Genomic DNA, 15878 nt, shown 5'->3' with positions numbered 1-15878 from the left:
TGAGGCGGTCCCCGAGGTCCTGTGGATGATCAGCTGGCCCGGCCGATAGCGGCGAAGCTGGCGCCGGTCTGGCTGGCCAGATCCTGTGGTTGCAGTTCTATCTCCAGGCCGCGTCGTCCGCCGCTGACGAACACTCTTGGCCAGTCATTGGCACTGGCATCGATGAAGGTGCGCAGACGCTTTTTCTGGCCCAGCGGGCTGATACCGCCCAACAGATAACCGGTACTGCGCTGGGCGGCGGCGGGGTCGGCCATGGCAGTTTTCTTCGCCCCGGCAGCCTTGGCCAGCAATTTCAGGTCCAACACTCCATTGACCGGCACCACCGCCACCAGCAGTTCGCCGGTGTCGGTGCTGGCCAACAGGGTCTTGAATACCTGTTGCGGGTCGAGGCCGAGTTTATCGGCGGCTTCACCGCCATAGGACTCGGCCTGTGGATCATGTTCGTAGCGGTGCAGTTGGTATCCGACCTTGGCTTTGTCGAGCACTTTGGTGGCGGGCGTCATGGGCGGTCTCAGTCAGCTATTTTGACCACCATTTTGCCAAAGTTCTGCCCTTCGAGCATGCCGATGAATGCCTGGGGCGCGTTTTCCAGCCCCTCGACCCGATCCTCCCTGACCTTTACCTTGCCCTCGGCGACCCAGGGGGTCATGGTCTGCAGGAACTCGGGATAATGCGGACCGTAGTTGTCGAAGATGATGAACGCCTGCATGCGGATGCGCTGGCTCAGCATCAAGCGCATCAGTTGCGGCAGGCGGTCCGGGCCCGGTGGCAGCTCAGTGGCGTTGTACTGGGCGATCAGTCCACAGATGGGAACCCGAGAGTGGGGGTTGAGCAGTGGCATGACCGCATCGAATACCTTGCCGCCGACGTTCTCGAAATATACGTCGATGCCGTCGGGGCAGGCATTGGCCAGGTCATTGGCCAGGCTGTCGAGCTTGTGATCCAGGCAGGCATCGAAGCCCAGTTCATCCACCGCATAGGCGCATTTGTCCGGTCCGCCGGCGATACCGATCACGCGGCAACCCTTGAGCTTCGCCACCTGGCCGACCACACTGCCGACCGGACCAGTGGCCGCAGCCACTACCACCGTCTCGCCGGCTTTGGGCTGACCGATATCCAGCAAGCCCATATAGCCGGTGAAACCGGGCATGCCGAGCACGCCAAGCGCCTGGGACGGCTCGGCCATATTCGGGTCAAGCTTGAAGACCATGCTGCCATTGGACAGGCTGTAATCCTGCCAGCCGGCGGTGTAGCACATCACCAGATCACCGGCGGAAAAACCATCCAGGTTGGATTCCATTACCCGGCTGACGGCACCGCAGGGCATCACATCACCGACCGCTACCGGGTCGGCATAGGACTTGGCATCGCTCATGCGGCCGCGCATGTATGGGTCCAGCGACATCCATAGGTTGCGCAGCAGCATCTGACCTTCGCCAGGGTGGGGGACCGGGGTTTCGACCAGTTTGAAGTTGTCCGGCACCGGTGCGCCCACCGGGCGTGAAGCGAGCAGAATCTGGCGGTTGATAGTGGCGGTTTGCGGCATGTGACTTCCCCGGTGTGAAATGGCTCGCCTGAGCATGGCGGGCGTAGCGGATGAGCTATCAAGTTAGTAAACAAGGTGGGCGAGGGCAACTGAAACCTGTGGCCCAGCGCGTACTTGGTGGTCTGAGCGCAAAGGGGTAATCTTGCACGATACCGAACCAAAGGATAACAACAAGATGACGCAAGTCACCCAGGCCGGATTGGCCGAGCCGCTGGATGAACCCGGGTTGTTGGCCCAAAGTCGTCGCCTTGGCCGGCTGCGATTTCCCGTCCCGATCGAGGCGGACTTCCAGGCCTACATGCACCGCAAAATGTGCAGCCGGGTATGGGCGGTGGCAGTCTCCAGTATCGGCTTCATGCTGTTGTTCATCTGGGTGGATTACGCGTTTCTGCCGGCATCCGTGTATCACCTGAGCATCACCGTGCGGGTGCTGGTGCTGCTACTGGTGTGCTTCTGCCTGTGGTACTCCAACCGGCCGGGGCGAGTAAGTCCGCGATCCGCCTTCGATATCGCCACCCTGGGATATATATCTACCGGGTTGATGGTGATCATGGTCATCCTGGTTTGCCGGACGCAGCAAGTGCCGGTGGCGGTCACGCACGATGGACTGTATCTGATTCTGCTGTCGGGCTGTTTCTTGCTGGGGCTGCCCATGCGCAGCTCCGCGCTGGGCTCCTGGTTCATCGTGCTCAGCTATCTGGCCGGGGAAGCGGCAATCGGTTCCTCGCGGCAGATCGTATTGGGTAATGGCCTGTTTCTCGGCTGTTTCACCCTGATGGGCAGCATCGGCGCCTATGCCTACGAACATATGCTGCGCCGGGCCTATCTCAACGAGCAGTTATTGCAGGCTGCCCGGGACCGTGCCGAGCGGGAAAGCCAGGGCAAGACGCGCTTTCTGGCCACCGCCAGTCATGACCTGCGCCAGCCCCTGCATGCCATGACCCTGTTCATCCGCCATCTGGAAGAAAAGGTGATCGAGCCGGAAACCCGCAAAAGCGTCACCCGGCTGGCCGAATCGACCCATCTGCTGCAGGCGATGCTCAACTCGCTGCTGGATATTTCCCGGCTCTCGGTGGGCATGGTGCGTCCGCAATTGCGCCACATCAATCTGCGCGGCTGGCTGCAGCGGCTGCTGGCTGGCTTCGAGGTCAGCGCCGGGGAGCGGGATATCGAACTGGTGCTCGACTGCCCGCCGCACTGCGCGCTGTATACCGATCCCATGCTGCTGGAGCGGTTGGTGCGCAACTATCTGAACAATGCATTGGTACACGCCGGCGCCACACAGGTGCGGGTCGTGGTGAGCGAACGGGACGAGCAACTGCGCATTGCCGTGGTGGACAATGGCTGTGGGTTGAGTCGCGATGAGCAGGCGCGAATATTCGAAGAGTTCACCCAGCTGCGCAACCCCGCGCGTACGCTGGAGAAGGGCGTTGGGCTGGGATTGTCGATCTGTCGTCAGCTGCAGCGTCTGCTGGAATACCCTTCCGGCGTTGAATCCGAACCGGGGCAGGGTTCTTCCTTCTGGGTTGAAGTGCCCAAAGGTGAGTGGCAGGAGGAAGCACAGCCTGCAGCCCTGTCGGGTAGCGCGAGGCTGCAGGGTCGGGTGGTGCTGGTGGAGAATGACCTGGTTAACCGCCAGGCCATGGAAGTTCTGCTGCGCCACTGGGGTTGCGAGGTCGAAAGTCATGAGCAGGGGGGGAGACTGCTGCGCGGCGACCGGCGTGATGGCGAAGTCGACCTGTTGCTCGCGGATTACCATCTGGAAGGCGGCATGACTGGCCTGGAGTTGATCGAAGCAATGCGCCAGGAAGAGCTCTACACCGGACCCGCCGTGCTGGTCACTGCCGACACCAGCGACGAGCTGGCCCGCAGCGCCGAAGCAGCAAATGTCCTGCTCATCTACAAACCCGTCTTGCCCGCGCGCCTGCGACGACTAGTGCAGTCACTGCTGCAGGGACAGATGGCATCCATCACCTGAGCTAATGCCACAGGCGTAGCGCCCGAACGCGGGTTGGGCGCTTTTCCTTGTCGTGCGTGAGCGGCTAACTGCTGATCAAACCCTGCCGGCGCGCGGTGTTTACGCATTCGGTGCGGTTGTGGCAGCCGAGGGCGGCGAAGACGGCTTTGAGGTGGGTCTTGACAGTATCTTCGGACAGGGACAGCCGTTGGCAGATCACCTTGTTCGGCAGCCCTTCGGCCAGCAGGTCGAGGATCTCCAGCTGCCGCGGAGTGATGCCTTGCTCGCGGGCATTGGTCTGACGATCCAGCGGCTGGTGTTCGTTAGCCATTACCACCTGTTCACCGAACAGCAGACGCAAGGCGGCGCTGATCAGCATCGGGCCATCAGCGGTCTTGCTGATGAAACCGGCGGCACCGAGGTGCAGAGCGGCATCCATGTCGCTTGGGTTGTTGCTGCCGGTGAGAATGGCTATTGGTGTCAGCGGGTCGATGGCGCGGAGCTTTTCCAGCAGGATCAGACCGTTACTGTCAGGTAGATGCAGGTCCAGCAGGATAAGGTCATAAGTGTGCTGACGGACCTGCTGTTCCGCTTCGCTGGCATTGCGGGCGTGGTCCAGCTCAATACCCTTGCACAGCGTATTGAGGGTCAAGGTCACACCGTCGAGATAAATCTGGTGATCATCGATCAGCAACAGACGGGTGTCGGGGGGCAGAGTAGCTATGGGCATGCCGGCATTTCCCTGGCTTGTCCTGTCTTGAGACAGGATGGTGTTTTTGTTCTCGGAGTGATGATAGGCAAGCACGCCGGGTACGTCCAGTCAGCTGTGCTGCCGAACGCGGTGCAAGCGGAAGATCAGTGCCAGACTGACCATCAATACCAGCAGACTCCCGGCAACCACCGCCGGCCAGCCTGCAGCGCGCCAGAAGGGGGCTAGATAGTAGATACCGATAGCCGCACCCAGGTAGTAGAACACCGAGTACAGCGAGGCGGAGCTGGCCTTGCCGTGGGCGGCATGCTGGTTGACCCAACTGTTGGCCAGCGAATGGGTGAGGAAGAAGCCGAACGCGTTGAAGATCAGGCCGGTAATGATCAGCCATAGCGGTTCGGCCAGGGTGATCAGGCAACCCACCATGAAGATTACCACCCCCACAGCCATGCCCTGGGCCGCGCGCGCTGGGTTGATGCGACCGGACATGCTGGCTGAGAAAGTGCCCGCCATGTAGGTCAGAAACAGCAGGCCGAGACTGCTGGCGCCCAGTTGCCAGGGCGCCGCGCTGAGACGGAAGGTGATGAAGGTGTAGAGATTGATGAATACCATGAACCCCAGCCCGCCGACCAGATAGGCTGGTAACAGCGCGCGGTTGCGCAGATGGCTGGCAAAGGTGCGCAGGCTGCCGCCCAGCGACAAACGTTGCGGACGAAAGGCCTTGGCCGGTGGCAGCAGCAGGGCGACCGCGAGCGCGCACACCAAGCTGCCGGCGCCAAGGATCAGGAACACCATCTGCAGCCCGAGATGATCGGCAATGAAGCCGCCGAGCACGCGCCCACCGGCGCCACCCAGGGTATTGCCGCCAATGTACAGACCTACGGCGCCGATCAGGGCCTGGCGGTTCATGCTGTCGCCAAGGTAAGCAACGGCGGTGGCAGGGAGCACGCCGAGCGCGACGCCCTGCGCCACGCGCATCCACAACAGCGCATTGAAACTGCTGATAAAGGCCATGCCCAGGGTTAGTAGCGAGGTCATGGCCAGGCCGATGATCAATGGAGCACGCCGGCCAAAGGCATCGGACAGCGGCCCGTGCAGCAGCAATGACAGGCCCAGGGTCAGGCTGCTCAGGGTAAAGGCATTACTGGCCTGCAGGGTGCTCACGTCGTACTGTGCGGAGATCAGCGGCAGCAGAGGATGAATGGCATACAGGTTGCCGAAGATCACCAGCGAGGAGATGAACAGCGCCAGGCTGGCGCGGCGGAAAGCGGGTGTGCCCCGCTCGATCAGAGCGGGGGCACTTGCCTCTGCAGGCATCGGCTTATTCGGCCTCTTCGAAGGCGCAGAGGGTAAAGGTGGCGATGCCGGCGTCCTGGATCAATCGCGAGCCACCGAGGTCAGGCAGGTCAATGATGGCAGCTGCTTCGTATACCTCGGCGCCGAGCTGGGAAACCAGGCGCGCGGCAGCCAGGAAGGTACCGCCGGTGGCGATCAGGTCATCGAGCAGCAGTACCTGGTCACCCTCTTTCAGGGCGTCACGGTGGACTTCGATATGGGCCTCGCCGTACTCGGTGCTGTAGGCCTCGCGCAGGCAATCGGCGGGCAGCTTGCCGGCCTTGCGAAACAGGATCAGCGGCTTGTTCAGCTCGTAGGCCAGTACCGCGCCCAGCAGAAAGCCCCGGGCATCGATCGCACCGATATGGGTAACCGGTGATTCGACATAGCGCTGGATCAGGCTGTCAGCGACCATGCGCATGGCACGCGGCGACTGGTACAGCGGGGTGATGTCGCGGAAGGTGACGCCTTCCTTGGGGAAGCCCGGTACCGGGCGGATCAGGGACTTGATCGTGAATTCGTCAAAAATCATGGGATAAACGGGTCCTGGTTCAATCGTTCTGGCCGCCGGCCAGAGCACAGAGCTGAATATAGTCGAGGATTTCGATCTGCTTGCCTTCGGCGGTGATCAGCCCCTGCTGCTGGAAGCGGGTGAATACCCGGGATACGGTTTCCACCGCCAGCCCCAGATAGTTGCCGATCTCGCTGCGCGACATGGCCAGCCGGAAGGATTTGGCCGAATAGCCGCGCACCCGGAAGCGCGCCGAGAGGTTGATCAGCAGCGTGGCGATGCGCTGATCGGCATTCTTGCGCGACAGCAGCAACATCATCTCCTGATCCTCACGCAACTCCCGGCTCATCAGGCGCATCAGTTGTTTGCGCAGCTGCGGCAGGACCGCGGTCAGCTCGTCGAGAGTCTCGAAGGGGATTTCGCATACCGAGGTGGTCTCCAGCGCCACGGCGGTCACCGTATAGCGACTGGTGTCCATCCCGGACATACCGATCAGTTCGCCGGCCAGATGGCAGCCGGTGATCTGTTCGTCGCCCTCATCGGAGAGGCTGTAGGTCTTGATCGCGCCGGTACGCAATGCATAGATGGAGTTGAACTCGTCGCCCTGGCGAAACAACACCTCGCCGCGGCGCAGCGGCCGGCCGCGCTTGACGATACGATCCAGCGCGTCCATCTCATCGGCATGCAGCGCGATGGGCAGGCACATGCAGGCCAGGCTGCAGTCCTTGCAGTGCGCCTCGCGGGCTGACAATGGCATGGCATCGGTCATGACGGGTCGATCCTCAACTATTCCTGCGGCCGGTAGCCGAACAGCCGGCGTGCTCTGTCGGGTAAGCAGGAATTCTACCACCGCTTTGAGTTCAATGCCCGGTATGGGGCGCCTGATGTTGCTCGCTGCCATGATGCCCGCCCATCAACCAGGCGGTATGCGGCCCGGGTATGGTCCAGATACCGAACAGGATGATCAGCAGGCCGGCGGTGATGCGCACCGCGCGTTTCTTCAGGATGGCCATCATGCGGTTGGCGAACAGCCCGGTAGCCAGGAGCGTCGGTAGCGTGCCCAGACCGAAGGTCATCATCAGGCCTGCGGACACCGCCGCATCGCCCTGACTGCTGGCCCAGACCAGGGTGCTGTAGACCAGCCCGCAGGGCAGCCAGCCCCATAGGGCGCCGAGCAGCAGAGCCTGGGGCAGCCGGCTGACCGGCAGCAGCTTGCGAGCATGTGGCTCCAGATGTTTCCACAGGCCGCGGCCGAGTCGCTCAATGCGCGTCAGCCCGGCCCACCAATTGGCCAGATACAGCCCCATGGCAATCATCAGCAGACCGGCGATGACGCGCAGCCCCTGGCCCAGCCCCAGATCCTGAATCAGCCAGCCGAGACTGCCGATCAATGCGCCAGCCATACCGTAACTGGCGATGCGCCCGGCGTTGTAGCCCAGCAGCACACGCCATAGTCGCCAGCCGTGGCGCTGTTCGGCAGGAATCGCCAGCGTCAGCGCGCCCATCAGCCCGCCGCACATACCAATGCAATGGCCGCCGCCCAGCAACCCCAGGGCCAATGCGGTAAGAAACAGCGGTAACAGCTCCATGTTCAGCTGCGACCCTCGTCCTGACCGTCATCCTTCGATGGCGTGCCGCTCTGATCGGCTTTCTTGCGGGCGGCCAGGTGAGCAGGATCTTCCTCGTCAAACAGGATGCTGTGGGCGGGACTGTCGAGGTCGTCGTACTGGCCATTGTTGACGGCCCAGTTGAAGACGCAGATGGCAATGATCACCAGCACTATGGCGACCGGCACCAGAATGTAGAGGATAGTCATGCGAACTGCTCCTGTAGGGGCTTGGATGACGGGCGTCGCGTGCTGTGTGGTAACCGGCTGAGACGCAAGGCATTGAGTACCACCAGCAGCGAGCTGGCGGACATGCCCGCCGCAGCGAGGGCCGGCGAGACCAGTCCGAGCGCAGCCAGCGGCAATATCCCGGCATTATACGCCCCTGCCCAGAACAGATTCTGGATCATGATCCGCCGGGTGCGTCTGGCTACGGTGAAGGTATCGCTCAGTACTTGCAGGTGGCTGCTGAGCAGCACCGCATCGGCGCTGGTCTTGGCCAGATCAGAAGCCTCGCCCATGGCCACCGAGATATTGGCGCTGGCCAGCACCGGCACGTCATTGACGCCATCACCGAGCATCAGTACCTGGGCGCCCTGATCCTGCAACTGCTGAACAAAGGCCAGCTTGTCCGCCGGTGTGGCATTGCCGATGGCTTCCTCGATGCCCAGATTGTGGGCCATGCGCTCTACCACCGGCGCATGGTCCCCCGACAGCAACACCACCCGCAGGCCCCGATCCCTGAGCTGGCGGATCAGTTGGCCGGCATCGGTGCGCAGACGATCATTGAGCACGAACCAGGCTATCGGCCCTTGGGCATCGCCCAGCAGCAGCCACTGGCCGGGTTCGTCGGGCACCGCGGGTGCGCTCCAGCTGCCCAGCTCTGCCACATAGCCAGGTTTGCCGATACGCAGCAATTGGTCGTCGCAAAGCCCCTCCAGCCCCAGACCCGGATGACTGGTCACGCTGTCGGCCTGGGCCGCGCTACGGCCGAAGGCGCGGGCGATAGGGTGTTCGGAGCGCGATTCGATCATGCGCGCCTGCAGCAGCGCCTGCTCCCCGTCGTGGCCGGGGAAGGGCAGGATCCGCTCCAGGGTCATGCGGCCTTCGGTAAGCGTGCCGGTCTTGTCGAGAATGACCGTATCTATCTTGTTCAGGCCCTCCAGCACGTGCCCGCGGGTGATCAGCAGGCCGAGCTTCTGCAGGCTGCCGGTGGCTGTGGTCAATGCTGTCGGTGTGGCCAGTGACAGGGCGCAGGGGCAGGTTGCCACCAGCATGGCGATGATGATCCAGAATGCCGTCTCGCCATTGACCAACCACCACCAGGCGCTGCCGACCAGTACGATGGCCAGCAGCACGGTGATCAGGAAGTACTGCGCTACCTGATCGGCCAACTGCGCCAGTCTGGGCTTGTCGGCCTGGGCGCGTTCCAGCAGGCGGACGATAGCTGACAGGCGGGTCTCGGTACCCACGGCATTGACCCGGATTTGCAGCGGCCCTTCGACATTGAGGGTCCCCGCAGTAACCTGATCGCCGACCTGCTTGGCCAGCGGCAGGTATTCACCGGACAGGGCAGATTCATCGATGCTGCTGACACCGCGAGTGATGATGCCGTCCGCCGGTATGCTTTCCCCAGGTTTGATTTCCAGCAGATCGCCGGGGCGCACATCGTCCAGCATGATCCGCTGTGGCTGGCCTTGCGCATCTACCCGGATGGTGCTGGGCGGCAGCAGGTTGACCAGCTTGGCGGTGCTTTCCACGGTACGCTGGCGGGCGCGGCGTTCGAGATAGCGGCCAGCCAGCAGGAAGAACGCGAACATCGTCACCGAATCGAAGTAGATCTCGCCGGAATTGGTCAAGGTCGCCCAGATGCCCGCGCCATAGGCACTGCCGATCGCCATGGAGACCGACACGTCCATACTCAGTCGACGGTTCTTCAGGTCGCGCCAGCCGCCGCGGAAGAACGGCGCACAGCTGTACAGCACCACCGGGGTGGTCATCAGCAGGGCGGCCCAGCGCAGGGTAACCGCCATCTCCTGGGTCAGGTCCTGATTGAAACCATCCCACAGTGCCATGGTCGCCATCATCACCTGCATGAACATCAGCCCGGCCAGGCCGAGGCGGCGCAGATACTGGCGGTTTTCCCTGGCAATCTGCTCGCTGGCCTTGTCTGGCTCGTAGGGATGGGCGGCATAGCCGATGCGTTTGATCTCACCCAGCAATGCGGACAGCCGCGTATCGGCAGCGCCCCAGCTCAGATTCAGCCGGTTGTTGCCCAGATTCAGCGTGGCTTCGATTACACCCGGCATCTGTGCCAGGCGCTTTTCGATCAGCCAGCCGCAGGCGGCGCAGCTGATGCCCTCGATCAGTAGTTCGATCTGCTGGTGGTCGCCCTCGCTGCGGACATAGCGTTGCTGTACATCGCTGCGATCGAGCATCTCCAGCTCATCCTGCAGAGCCCGGGGCAGGGCTTCAGGATTGGCGGAGTTTTCCGTACGGTGGGTGTAGTAGGACTCCAGGCCGCCGGCGACAATGGCGTCGGCCACGGCCTGGCAACCGGGGCAGCACATGGCGCGCTGCTCGCTGAGAATGATACTGCACCATGACGAACCGGACGGAACCGGTTCGCCGCAGTGATAGCAAGGCGCGGGTTGGGTCATTTTGCGGCGAGCTGGTGCTGCTGTCCCATGACCAGAGTGATTTCGTCGGTCAGGCGCCAGCCAGTTTCGCCGGGCAGGGCCGGATCGCTCAGGTCGATATAATGTCGACCCCGGATGCCCCACTCCAACTGACCGGTGTAGCGGTTGCCGGAAATCTGTTGCAGCATCACTGTACGGTCACGCTCGGCATGGGTGGGTGATATGAGCTCCAGGGCTAACTGGGGCGGCAACTGCTGCAGCTCTCCATCAAGCTGGAGGCTGATATCACCGGTCAGCTCGTCGACCGTGAAGCTGGCGCTCAGACCCAGCTCGCTGGCGCGATGATCGCGCCCCATGTGCATATTGATCGCGCGGCCTTCCTTGTAATAGTTGTCGCGCACCATGCTGTCGGGGTTGAGCATGGAGACGTACAACAGGCCCAGCCCGATCACCACGGCAAACACCAGGATGCTGATCAGGAACCAGGGCCAGAATTGCTTGTACCACGGGGGTATGTTTTCGTCGTGTTGCATGTGTCTACCTGAGTGTCGGGCCCATGAAGCGGCTCTCGGAGGTTGCCGAGACGCTGTCATCATCGGCCGCGGTAACGATGAAAGTGATTGGCATGTTGGTGCCTTGCATGAACTCTGGCTCCAGCTGGACGTTGACCGGCACCTGCAGCAGGCTGCTGGGCTCGATGGCGAGCCGATTGGCGGCCAGTACCAGCTCCAGTTCCGGATGACCTTCTACCGTCAGATTGAAGGTGCGGGCCTGCTGACCCTTGTTCATGACCTTGATTATGTACACGTTTTCGATGGCCCCGCCACGGGCTTCCCGATACAGAACGTTTCGGTCGCGCTGCACATCCAGGCTGACTTGAGCCATATTGCCAATGGTGAAGATGAACATGCCGATCATCAGCGCCAGCGCGGCCCCGTAGCCGATCAGGCGCGGACGCAGGATGCGGGTCTTCTGGCCAGCCATGTTGTGTTCGGTGGTGTAGCGGATCAGGCCACGGTCGTAACCCATCTTGTCCATGACGTCGTCACAGGCGTCGATACAGGCCGCGCACTGGATGCATTCGTGTTGCAGGCCGTCGCGGATGTCGATCCCGGTGGGGCAGACCTGTACGCACATCGTGCAATCGATGCAATCGCCCAGGCCCAGCTCGGCGGGTTCGACGCCCTTCTTGCGCGGGCCACGGTCTTCGCCGCGATGATAGTCATAGGTCACCACCATGGTGTCCTTGTCGAACATCACGCTCTGGAAGCGCGCGTAGGGGCACATGTAGAAGCACACCTGTTCGCGCAGCCAGCCGGCGTTGATATAGGTCGCCGCAGTGAAGAAAAATATCCAGAAGGCCGCCCAGCCGTTCAGGTTGAAGGTGACCAGGTCGACCAGCAGGCCGCGAATGGGCGTGAAGTAACCGACAAAGGTCAGCGCGGTGACCAGTGACACACCGATCCACAACGTATGCTTGGCACTGCGGCGCAGCAGTTTGTTGGCGCTTACTGGCGCCGCGTCGAGCTTGATACGCGCGTTGCGCTCGCCTTCGGTGACGCGCTCGGCCCACATGAAAATCCAGGTCCACACGGTTTGCGGACAGGTATAACCGCACCAGATGCGCCCGGCGAAGGTGGTGATGAAGAACAGGCCGAAGGCGCAGATGATCAACAGGAAAGACAGCAGAAAGAAGTCCTGTGGTTGAAAGGTGGCACCGAAGATATGGAACTGGCGTGCGGGCAGATCCCACAGCACCGCCTGGCGACCGTCGATATTCAGCCACACGGTACCAAAGAACAGCAGAAACAACGCCGCCACACCCGCCAGGCGGATGTTCTTGAAAAAGCCCTGGTAGGAGCGCGTATGAATGTTCTCGCGCTTGGCATACAGGTCGACGGCTTCTATCTTGTCCGGGGAAACATCTTTAACGGGTATCTTCTCGCTCATATCAGGCTGGCCATATCGTTATGAGAAGGGACGCCTGGCCAGAGCAGTGCTGGTCAGGATATGCGAAGACGCCCGACCAGCTTAAACCGGACGGGCGTCTCGAACCATGCGACAGGGCGTCGCGCGGGGGTGTTACTCGTCGTCCAGCGAGAGGCTGTAGACGTAGGAGGCAAGCATGTGCAGCTTGTCTTCACCCAGGTGAGCCTGGGACGGCATGTTACCGTTACGGCCGGCACGGATGGAGTGCTGGACCTGCAACATGCTGGAACCATACAGCCAGTTATCATCGGTCAGGTTGGGCGCGCCCAGCAGCGGGTTGCCCTTGCCATCAGGGCCGTGACAGGCCACACAGTTGCTGGCAAATACCTGTTTGCCGGCGTCGATATCTACGCCTTCGGACTCCAGCCCGGAGAGACTGCGCACATAGCCGGCGACGTTGCGAACGCCTTGCTCACCGACCACCGCCAACCAGGCCGGCATCGCAGCCTGGCGACCCTGACGCAGGGTAGTCAGGATCTGCTCGGGCTCACCGCCCCACAGCCAGTCATTATCGGTCAGGTTCGGAAAGCCAAAGGCGCCGCGAGCGTCGGAACCGTGGCATACCGAGCAGTTGGTCGCGAACAGGCGCTGACCGATGCGGAGAGCTTCCTCGTCACGGGCCACTTCGCTGATCGGCAGATCGGTGTAGCGGGCGAAGATCGGTGCAAATTGCTCCTCGGCGCGCGCCACTTCACGTTCGTACTGATTGACCTGGGTCCAGTTCAGAACGCCCGGCCATTTGCCCATGCCGGGGTACAGGACCAGATAGATCGCGCTGAACACCAGCGTTGCGATGAACAGCATGAACCACCAGCGGGGCAGGGGGTTATCCAGCTCGGCGATGCCGTCGTACTCATGGCCGGTGGTGCTGTCGGTCTGGTCAGGCCGCTGTCCCTTGCGCGTGGCAAACAGCAGCCAGGTGGTCAGGAAAAGGAAGACCAAGGTGAGGGTAATGATGTACCCACTCCAGAAATTGCTCATTTTTCATTACTCCCGGTGTCTTGCTGCTCCCGCGTCTTCTGGTCTTCATCGTCGTCGGCGAAGGGTAGCTGAGCGGCCTCATCAAAGTCCTTCTTCTTGTACGAGCTGTAGGCCCATACCACGATGCCGATAAAGGCCACCATGGCGAATATGGTGGCGATGCCGCGTAGAGTGTTGATATCCATTGTTGGTTACCGGCGGTCGGAGATGACAGTGCCCAGGTGCTGCAGATAGGCAATCAGGGCGTCCATTTCGGCGACGCCTTTGACTTCCGCAGTGGCTCCGGCAATGTCTTCATCGGTGTATGGAACGCCCAGCTTGCGCAGTACTTCCATTTTCTTGGCGGTGTGCTTGCCATCCAGGACGTTTTCCTGCAGCCAGGGGTAGGCCGGCATCTTCGATTCCGGCACCACGTCACGCGGGTTGATCAGGTGCGCACGATGCCAGTCGTCGGAGTAGCGCTCGCCAACCCGGGCCAGGTCCGGACCGGTACGCTTGGAGCCCCACAGGAAGGGGTGCTCCCAGACGCTCTCACCGGCAACGGAGTAATGACCGTAACGCTCGGTTTCCGAACGGAACGGACGGATCATCTGCGAGTGGCAGCTTACACAGCCTTCGCGGATATAGATGTCGCGGCCTTCCAGCTCCAGCGCGGTGTAGGGGCGCAGACCCTCAACCGGCTGGGTGGTTTCGTCCTGGAAGAACAGCGGTACGATCTGGGTCAGGCCGCCGAAGCTGATCGCTACCACGATCAGCACGATCAGCAGACCAACGTTCTTTTCAACTATCTCATGCTGTTTCATCAATCAATTCCTCAGGCGATCTGGGCTGCGGCTTGGGCTTCGGCCGGCTTGGCAGCACGGATGGTGCGCCAGGTGTTGTAGGCCATCAGCAGCATGCCGATCAGGAAGAACAGACCACCGATCCAGCGCACGATGAAGCCCGGATGACTGGCCTCCAGCGCTTCAACGAAGGAGTAGGTCAGGGTGCCGTCAACGTTGACCGCGCGCCACATCAGACCCTGGGTGATGCCGTTGACCCACATGGAGACGATGTACAGTACGGTACCGACGGTCGCCAGCCAGAAGTGCGCGTTGATCAGACCGATGCTGTGCATCTCTTCGCGGCCGAACACCTTCGGCAGCATGTGGTAGATGGCACCAATGGAGATCATCGCAACCCAGCCCAGCGCGCCGGCGTGTACGTGGCCGATGGTCCAGTCGGTGTAATGCGACAGGGCATTCACGGTCTTGATCGCCATCATCGGGCCTTCGAAGGTGGACATGCCGTAGAAGGCCAGTGCTACCACCAGGAAGCGCAGGATTGGGTCGGTGCGCAGTTTGTGCCAGGCGCCGGACAGCGTCATCATCCCGTTGATCATGCCACCCCAGCTCGGAGCCAGCAGAATCAGTGACATCACCATGCCCAGGGTCTGTGCCCAGTCAGGCAGGGCGGTGTAGTGCAGGTGGTGCGGGCCAGCCCAGATGTACAGGCCGATCAGCGCCCAGAAGTGCACGATGGACAGGCGGTAGGAGTATACCGGGCGCCCGGTCTGCTTGGGCACGAAGTAATACATCATGCCGAGGAAGCCTGCCGTCAGGAAGAAGCCTACCGCGTTGTGACCGTACCACCACTGAATCATCGCATCGGTCGCGCCGGCATACATGGAGTAGGACTTCCACATGCTGACAGGCATCGACGCATTGTTGACGACATGCAGCACCGCGATGGTGATGATGAAGGCGCCGTAGAACCAGTTGGCGACGTAGATGTGCTTCATCTTGCGCCTGGCGATGGTGCCGAAGAACACCGCCGCATAGGACACCCACACTATCGTGATCAGAATGTCGATAGGCCACTCCAGCTCGGCGTACTCCTTGGTGCTGGTGTAGCCCAGTGGCAGGGTGATCACGGCCAACACGATGACAGCCTGCCAACCCCAGAATACAAACGAGGCCAGACGGTCGGAAAACAGCCGCGCCTGCGTAGTGCGCTGCACAACATAGAAGGAGGTACCCATCAGCGCGCAACCGCCAAAGGCAAAGATCACTGCGTTGGTGTGCAGCGGGCGCAGGCGGCCGAAGCTGGTCCAGGGCAGGTCAAAGTTGAGTGCGGGCCAAACTAACTGGGCCGCAAGGAAGACACCTAATGCCATACCTACGATACCCCAGACCACCGTCATGACGGCGAACTGGCGAACCACCTTGTAGTTATAGGCTGTCGGAGTGGTAGCTGTGCTCATGCGAGAGATTTCCACGGATAGCAATGGTTAAAGGGGGTCAAAGCGGCGGCAAGTATGAGGAATGCCCGTACTCTTTGCAATGACACATGTCAATGTAATGGCCCGGTCTGCCTGGGGCGGTGCTGCGCAATTGGCGTGGTTTGGCGATGCTCTCGGGAAGGCCAAACCGCGTCATTCCGTGGCGGTTGCTCCGGGGTCGGGCGGCCTTCGGCACGGGGCCATCTGACCGGGCTTGCTAGGATAGTCCCCGGGGTAGTGCCTGTGAAGGCATGGTTCCGACACGCCGCTGTGGCATGATGTCGCAGATGATCAAGATCAAGGTTATTTGGCCGAAGATACAGTTACTCGTCAAGATATCGCCAT

General features: G+C 61.6%; 16 protein-coding genes. 1 reads left to right on the top strand and 15 read right to left on the bottom strand.

Annotation, left to right across the window (positions count from 1 at the left end):
• Positions 1–29: 29 nt before the first annotated feature.
• Positions 30–503 carry a Cys-tRNA(Pro) deacylase gene (gene ybaK, locus DHB74_RS00750; protein ID WP_074778244.1) on the bottom strand — a complete coding sequence of 158 codons (474 nt, stop codon included), beginning with the start codon at positions 501–503 and terminating at the stop codon, positions 30–32.
• 8 nt (positions 504–511) lie between these two features.
• Positions 512–1546 (bottom strand): NADPH-dependent curcumin/dihydrocurcumin reductase, encoded by a 1035-nt coding sequence (gene curA, locus DHB74_RS00745; RefSeq protein WP_036993492.1) that lies wholly within the window; start codon positions 1544–1546, stop codon positions 512–514.
• Positions 1547–1721: 175 nt separating this feature from the next.
• On the opposite strand from curA, the gene DHB74_RS00740 reads away from it, so the two are divergent.
• On the top strand, positions 1722–3524 hold the full coding sequence (locus DHB74_RS00740) for a hybrid sensor histidine kinase/response regulator (RefSeq protein ID WP_499160578.1): 1803 nt from the start codon (positions 1722–1724) through the stop codon (positions 3522–3524).
• A 64-nt stretch (positions 3525–3588) separates the two neighbouring features.
• Here the strand turns inward: DHB74_RS00740 and DHB74_RS00735 are convergent, their stop codons facing one another.
• The 13 genes from DHB74_RS00735 to ccoN form a co-directional block, all read right to left on the bottom strand.
• Positions 3589–4233 carry a response regulator gene (locus DHB74_RS00735; protein ID WP_074778250.1) on the bottom strand — a complete coding sequence of 215 codons (645 nt, stop codon included), beginning with the start codon at positions 4231–4233 and terminating at the stop codon, positions 3589–3591.
• Between the two features lie 90 nt (positions 4234–4323).
• Positions 4324–5529, bottom strand: coding sequence for an MFS transporter (locus DHB74_RS00730; RefSeq protein WP_211242662.1), 1206 nt, complete (start codon positions 5527–5529; stop codon positions 4324–4326).
• 4 nt (positions 5530–5533) lie between these two features.
• Complete coding sequence (locus DHB74_RS00725) at positions 5534–6079, bottom strand: adenine phosphoribosyltransferase (RefSeq protein ID WP_036993487.1); 546 nt, start codon at positions 6077–6079, stop codon at positions 5534–5536.
• A gap of 19 nt (positions 6080–6098) precedes the next feature.
• The gene (gene fnr / locus DHB74_RS00720) at positions 6099–6827 is read right to left on the bottom strand and encodes a fumarate/nitrate reduction transcriptional regulator Fnr (RefSeq protein ID WP_036993485.1); all 729 of its coding nucleotides are present in this window, start codon (positions 6825–6827) and stop codon (positions 6099–6101) included.
• 91 nt (positions 6828–6918) lie between these two features.
• A complete protein-coding gene (locus DHB74_RS00715) occupies positions 6919–7647 on the bottom strand; it encodes a sulfite exporter TauE/SafE family protein (RefSeq protein ID WP_036993484.1) in 729 nt (242 codons plus the stop codon).
• A 2-nt stretch (positions 7648–7649) separates the two neighbouring features.
• A complete protein-coding gene (ccoS, locus tag DHB74_RS00710; RefSeq protein ID WP_036993483.1) occupies positions 7650–7874 on the bottom strand; it encodes a cbb3-type cytochrome oxidase assembly protein CcoS in 225 nt (74 codons plus the stop codon).
• Positions 7871–10324, bottom strand: a complete 2454-nt coding sequence (locus tag DHB74_RS00705; RefSeq protein WP_036993481.1) for a heavy metal translocating P-type ATPase — start codon at positions 10322–10324, stop codon at positions 7871–7873. The genes ccoS and DHB74_RS00705 overlap by 4 nt, the downstream gene beginning before the upstream one ends.
• Positions 10321–10836 (bottom strand): FixH family protein, encoded by a 516-nt coding sequence (locus DHB74_RS00700; RefSeq protein ID WP_036993478.1) that lies wholly within the window; start codon positions 10834–10836, stop codon positions 10321–10323. Before DHB74_RS00700 ends, DHB74_RS00705 begins: the two co-directional genes overlap by 4 nt.
• 4 nt (positions 10837–10840) lie before the next feature.
• On the bottom strand, positions 10841–12253 hold the full coding sequence (ccoG, locus tag DHB74_RS00695; protein ID WP_036993476.1) for a cytochrome c oxidase accessory protein CcoG: 1413 nt from the start codon (positions 12251–12253) through the stop codon (positions 10841–10843).
• Between the two features lie 132 nt (positions 12254–12385).
• The gene (ccoP, locus tag DHB74_RS00690) at positions 12386–13273 is read right to left on the bottom strand and encodes a cytochrome-c oxidase, cbb3-type subunit III (RefSeq protein WP_074778256.1); all 888 of its coding nucleotides are present in this window, start codon (positions 13271–13273) and stop codon (positions 12386–12388) included.
• Positions 13270–13458 (bottom strand): CcoQ/FixQ family Cbb3-type cytochrome c oxidase assembly chaperone, encoded by a 189-nt coding sequence (locus DHB74_RS00685; protein WP_036993474.1) that lies wholly within the window; start codon positions 13456–13458, stop codon positions 13270–13272. The genes ccoP and DHB74_RS00685 overlap by 4 nt, the downstream gene beginning before the upstream one ends.
• 6 nt (positions 13459–13464) lie before the next feature.
• Positions 13465–14076, bottom strand: a complete 612-nt coding sequence (gene ccoO, locus DHB74_RS00680; protein WP_036993473.1) for a cytochrome-c oxidase, cbb3-type subunit II — start codon at positions 14074–14076, stop codon at positions 13465–13467.
• Between the two features lie 11 nt (positions 14077–14087).
• Positions 14088–15515 (bottom strand): cytochrome-c oxidase, cbb3-type subunit I, encoded by a 1428-nt coding sequence (gene ccoN, locus DHB74_RS00675; protein WP_074778260.1) that lies wholly within the window; start codon positions 15513–15515, stop codon positions 14088–14090.
• Positions 15516–15878: the final 363 nt, after the last annotated feature.

This window comes from Pseudomonas sp. G11-1 (assembly GCF_024031555.1).
GTDB classification, from domain to species: domain Bacteria; phylum Pseudomonadota; class Gammaproteobacteria; order Pseudomonadales; family Pseudomonadaceae; genus Halopseudomonas; species Halopseudomonas bauzanensis.
The sequence above is the reverse complement of the archived record's forward strand: the minus strand, read 5'-3'. Positions and strand labels throughout refer to the sequence as shown.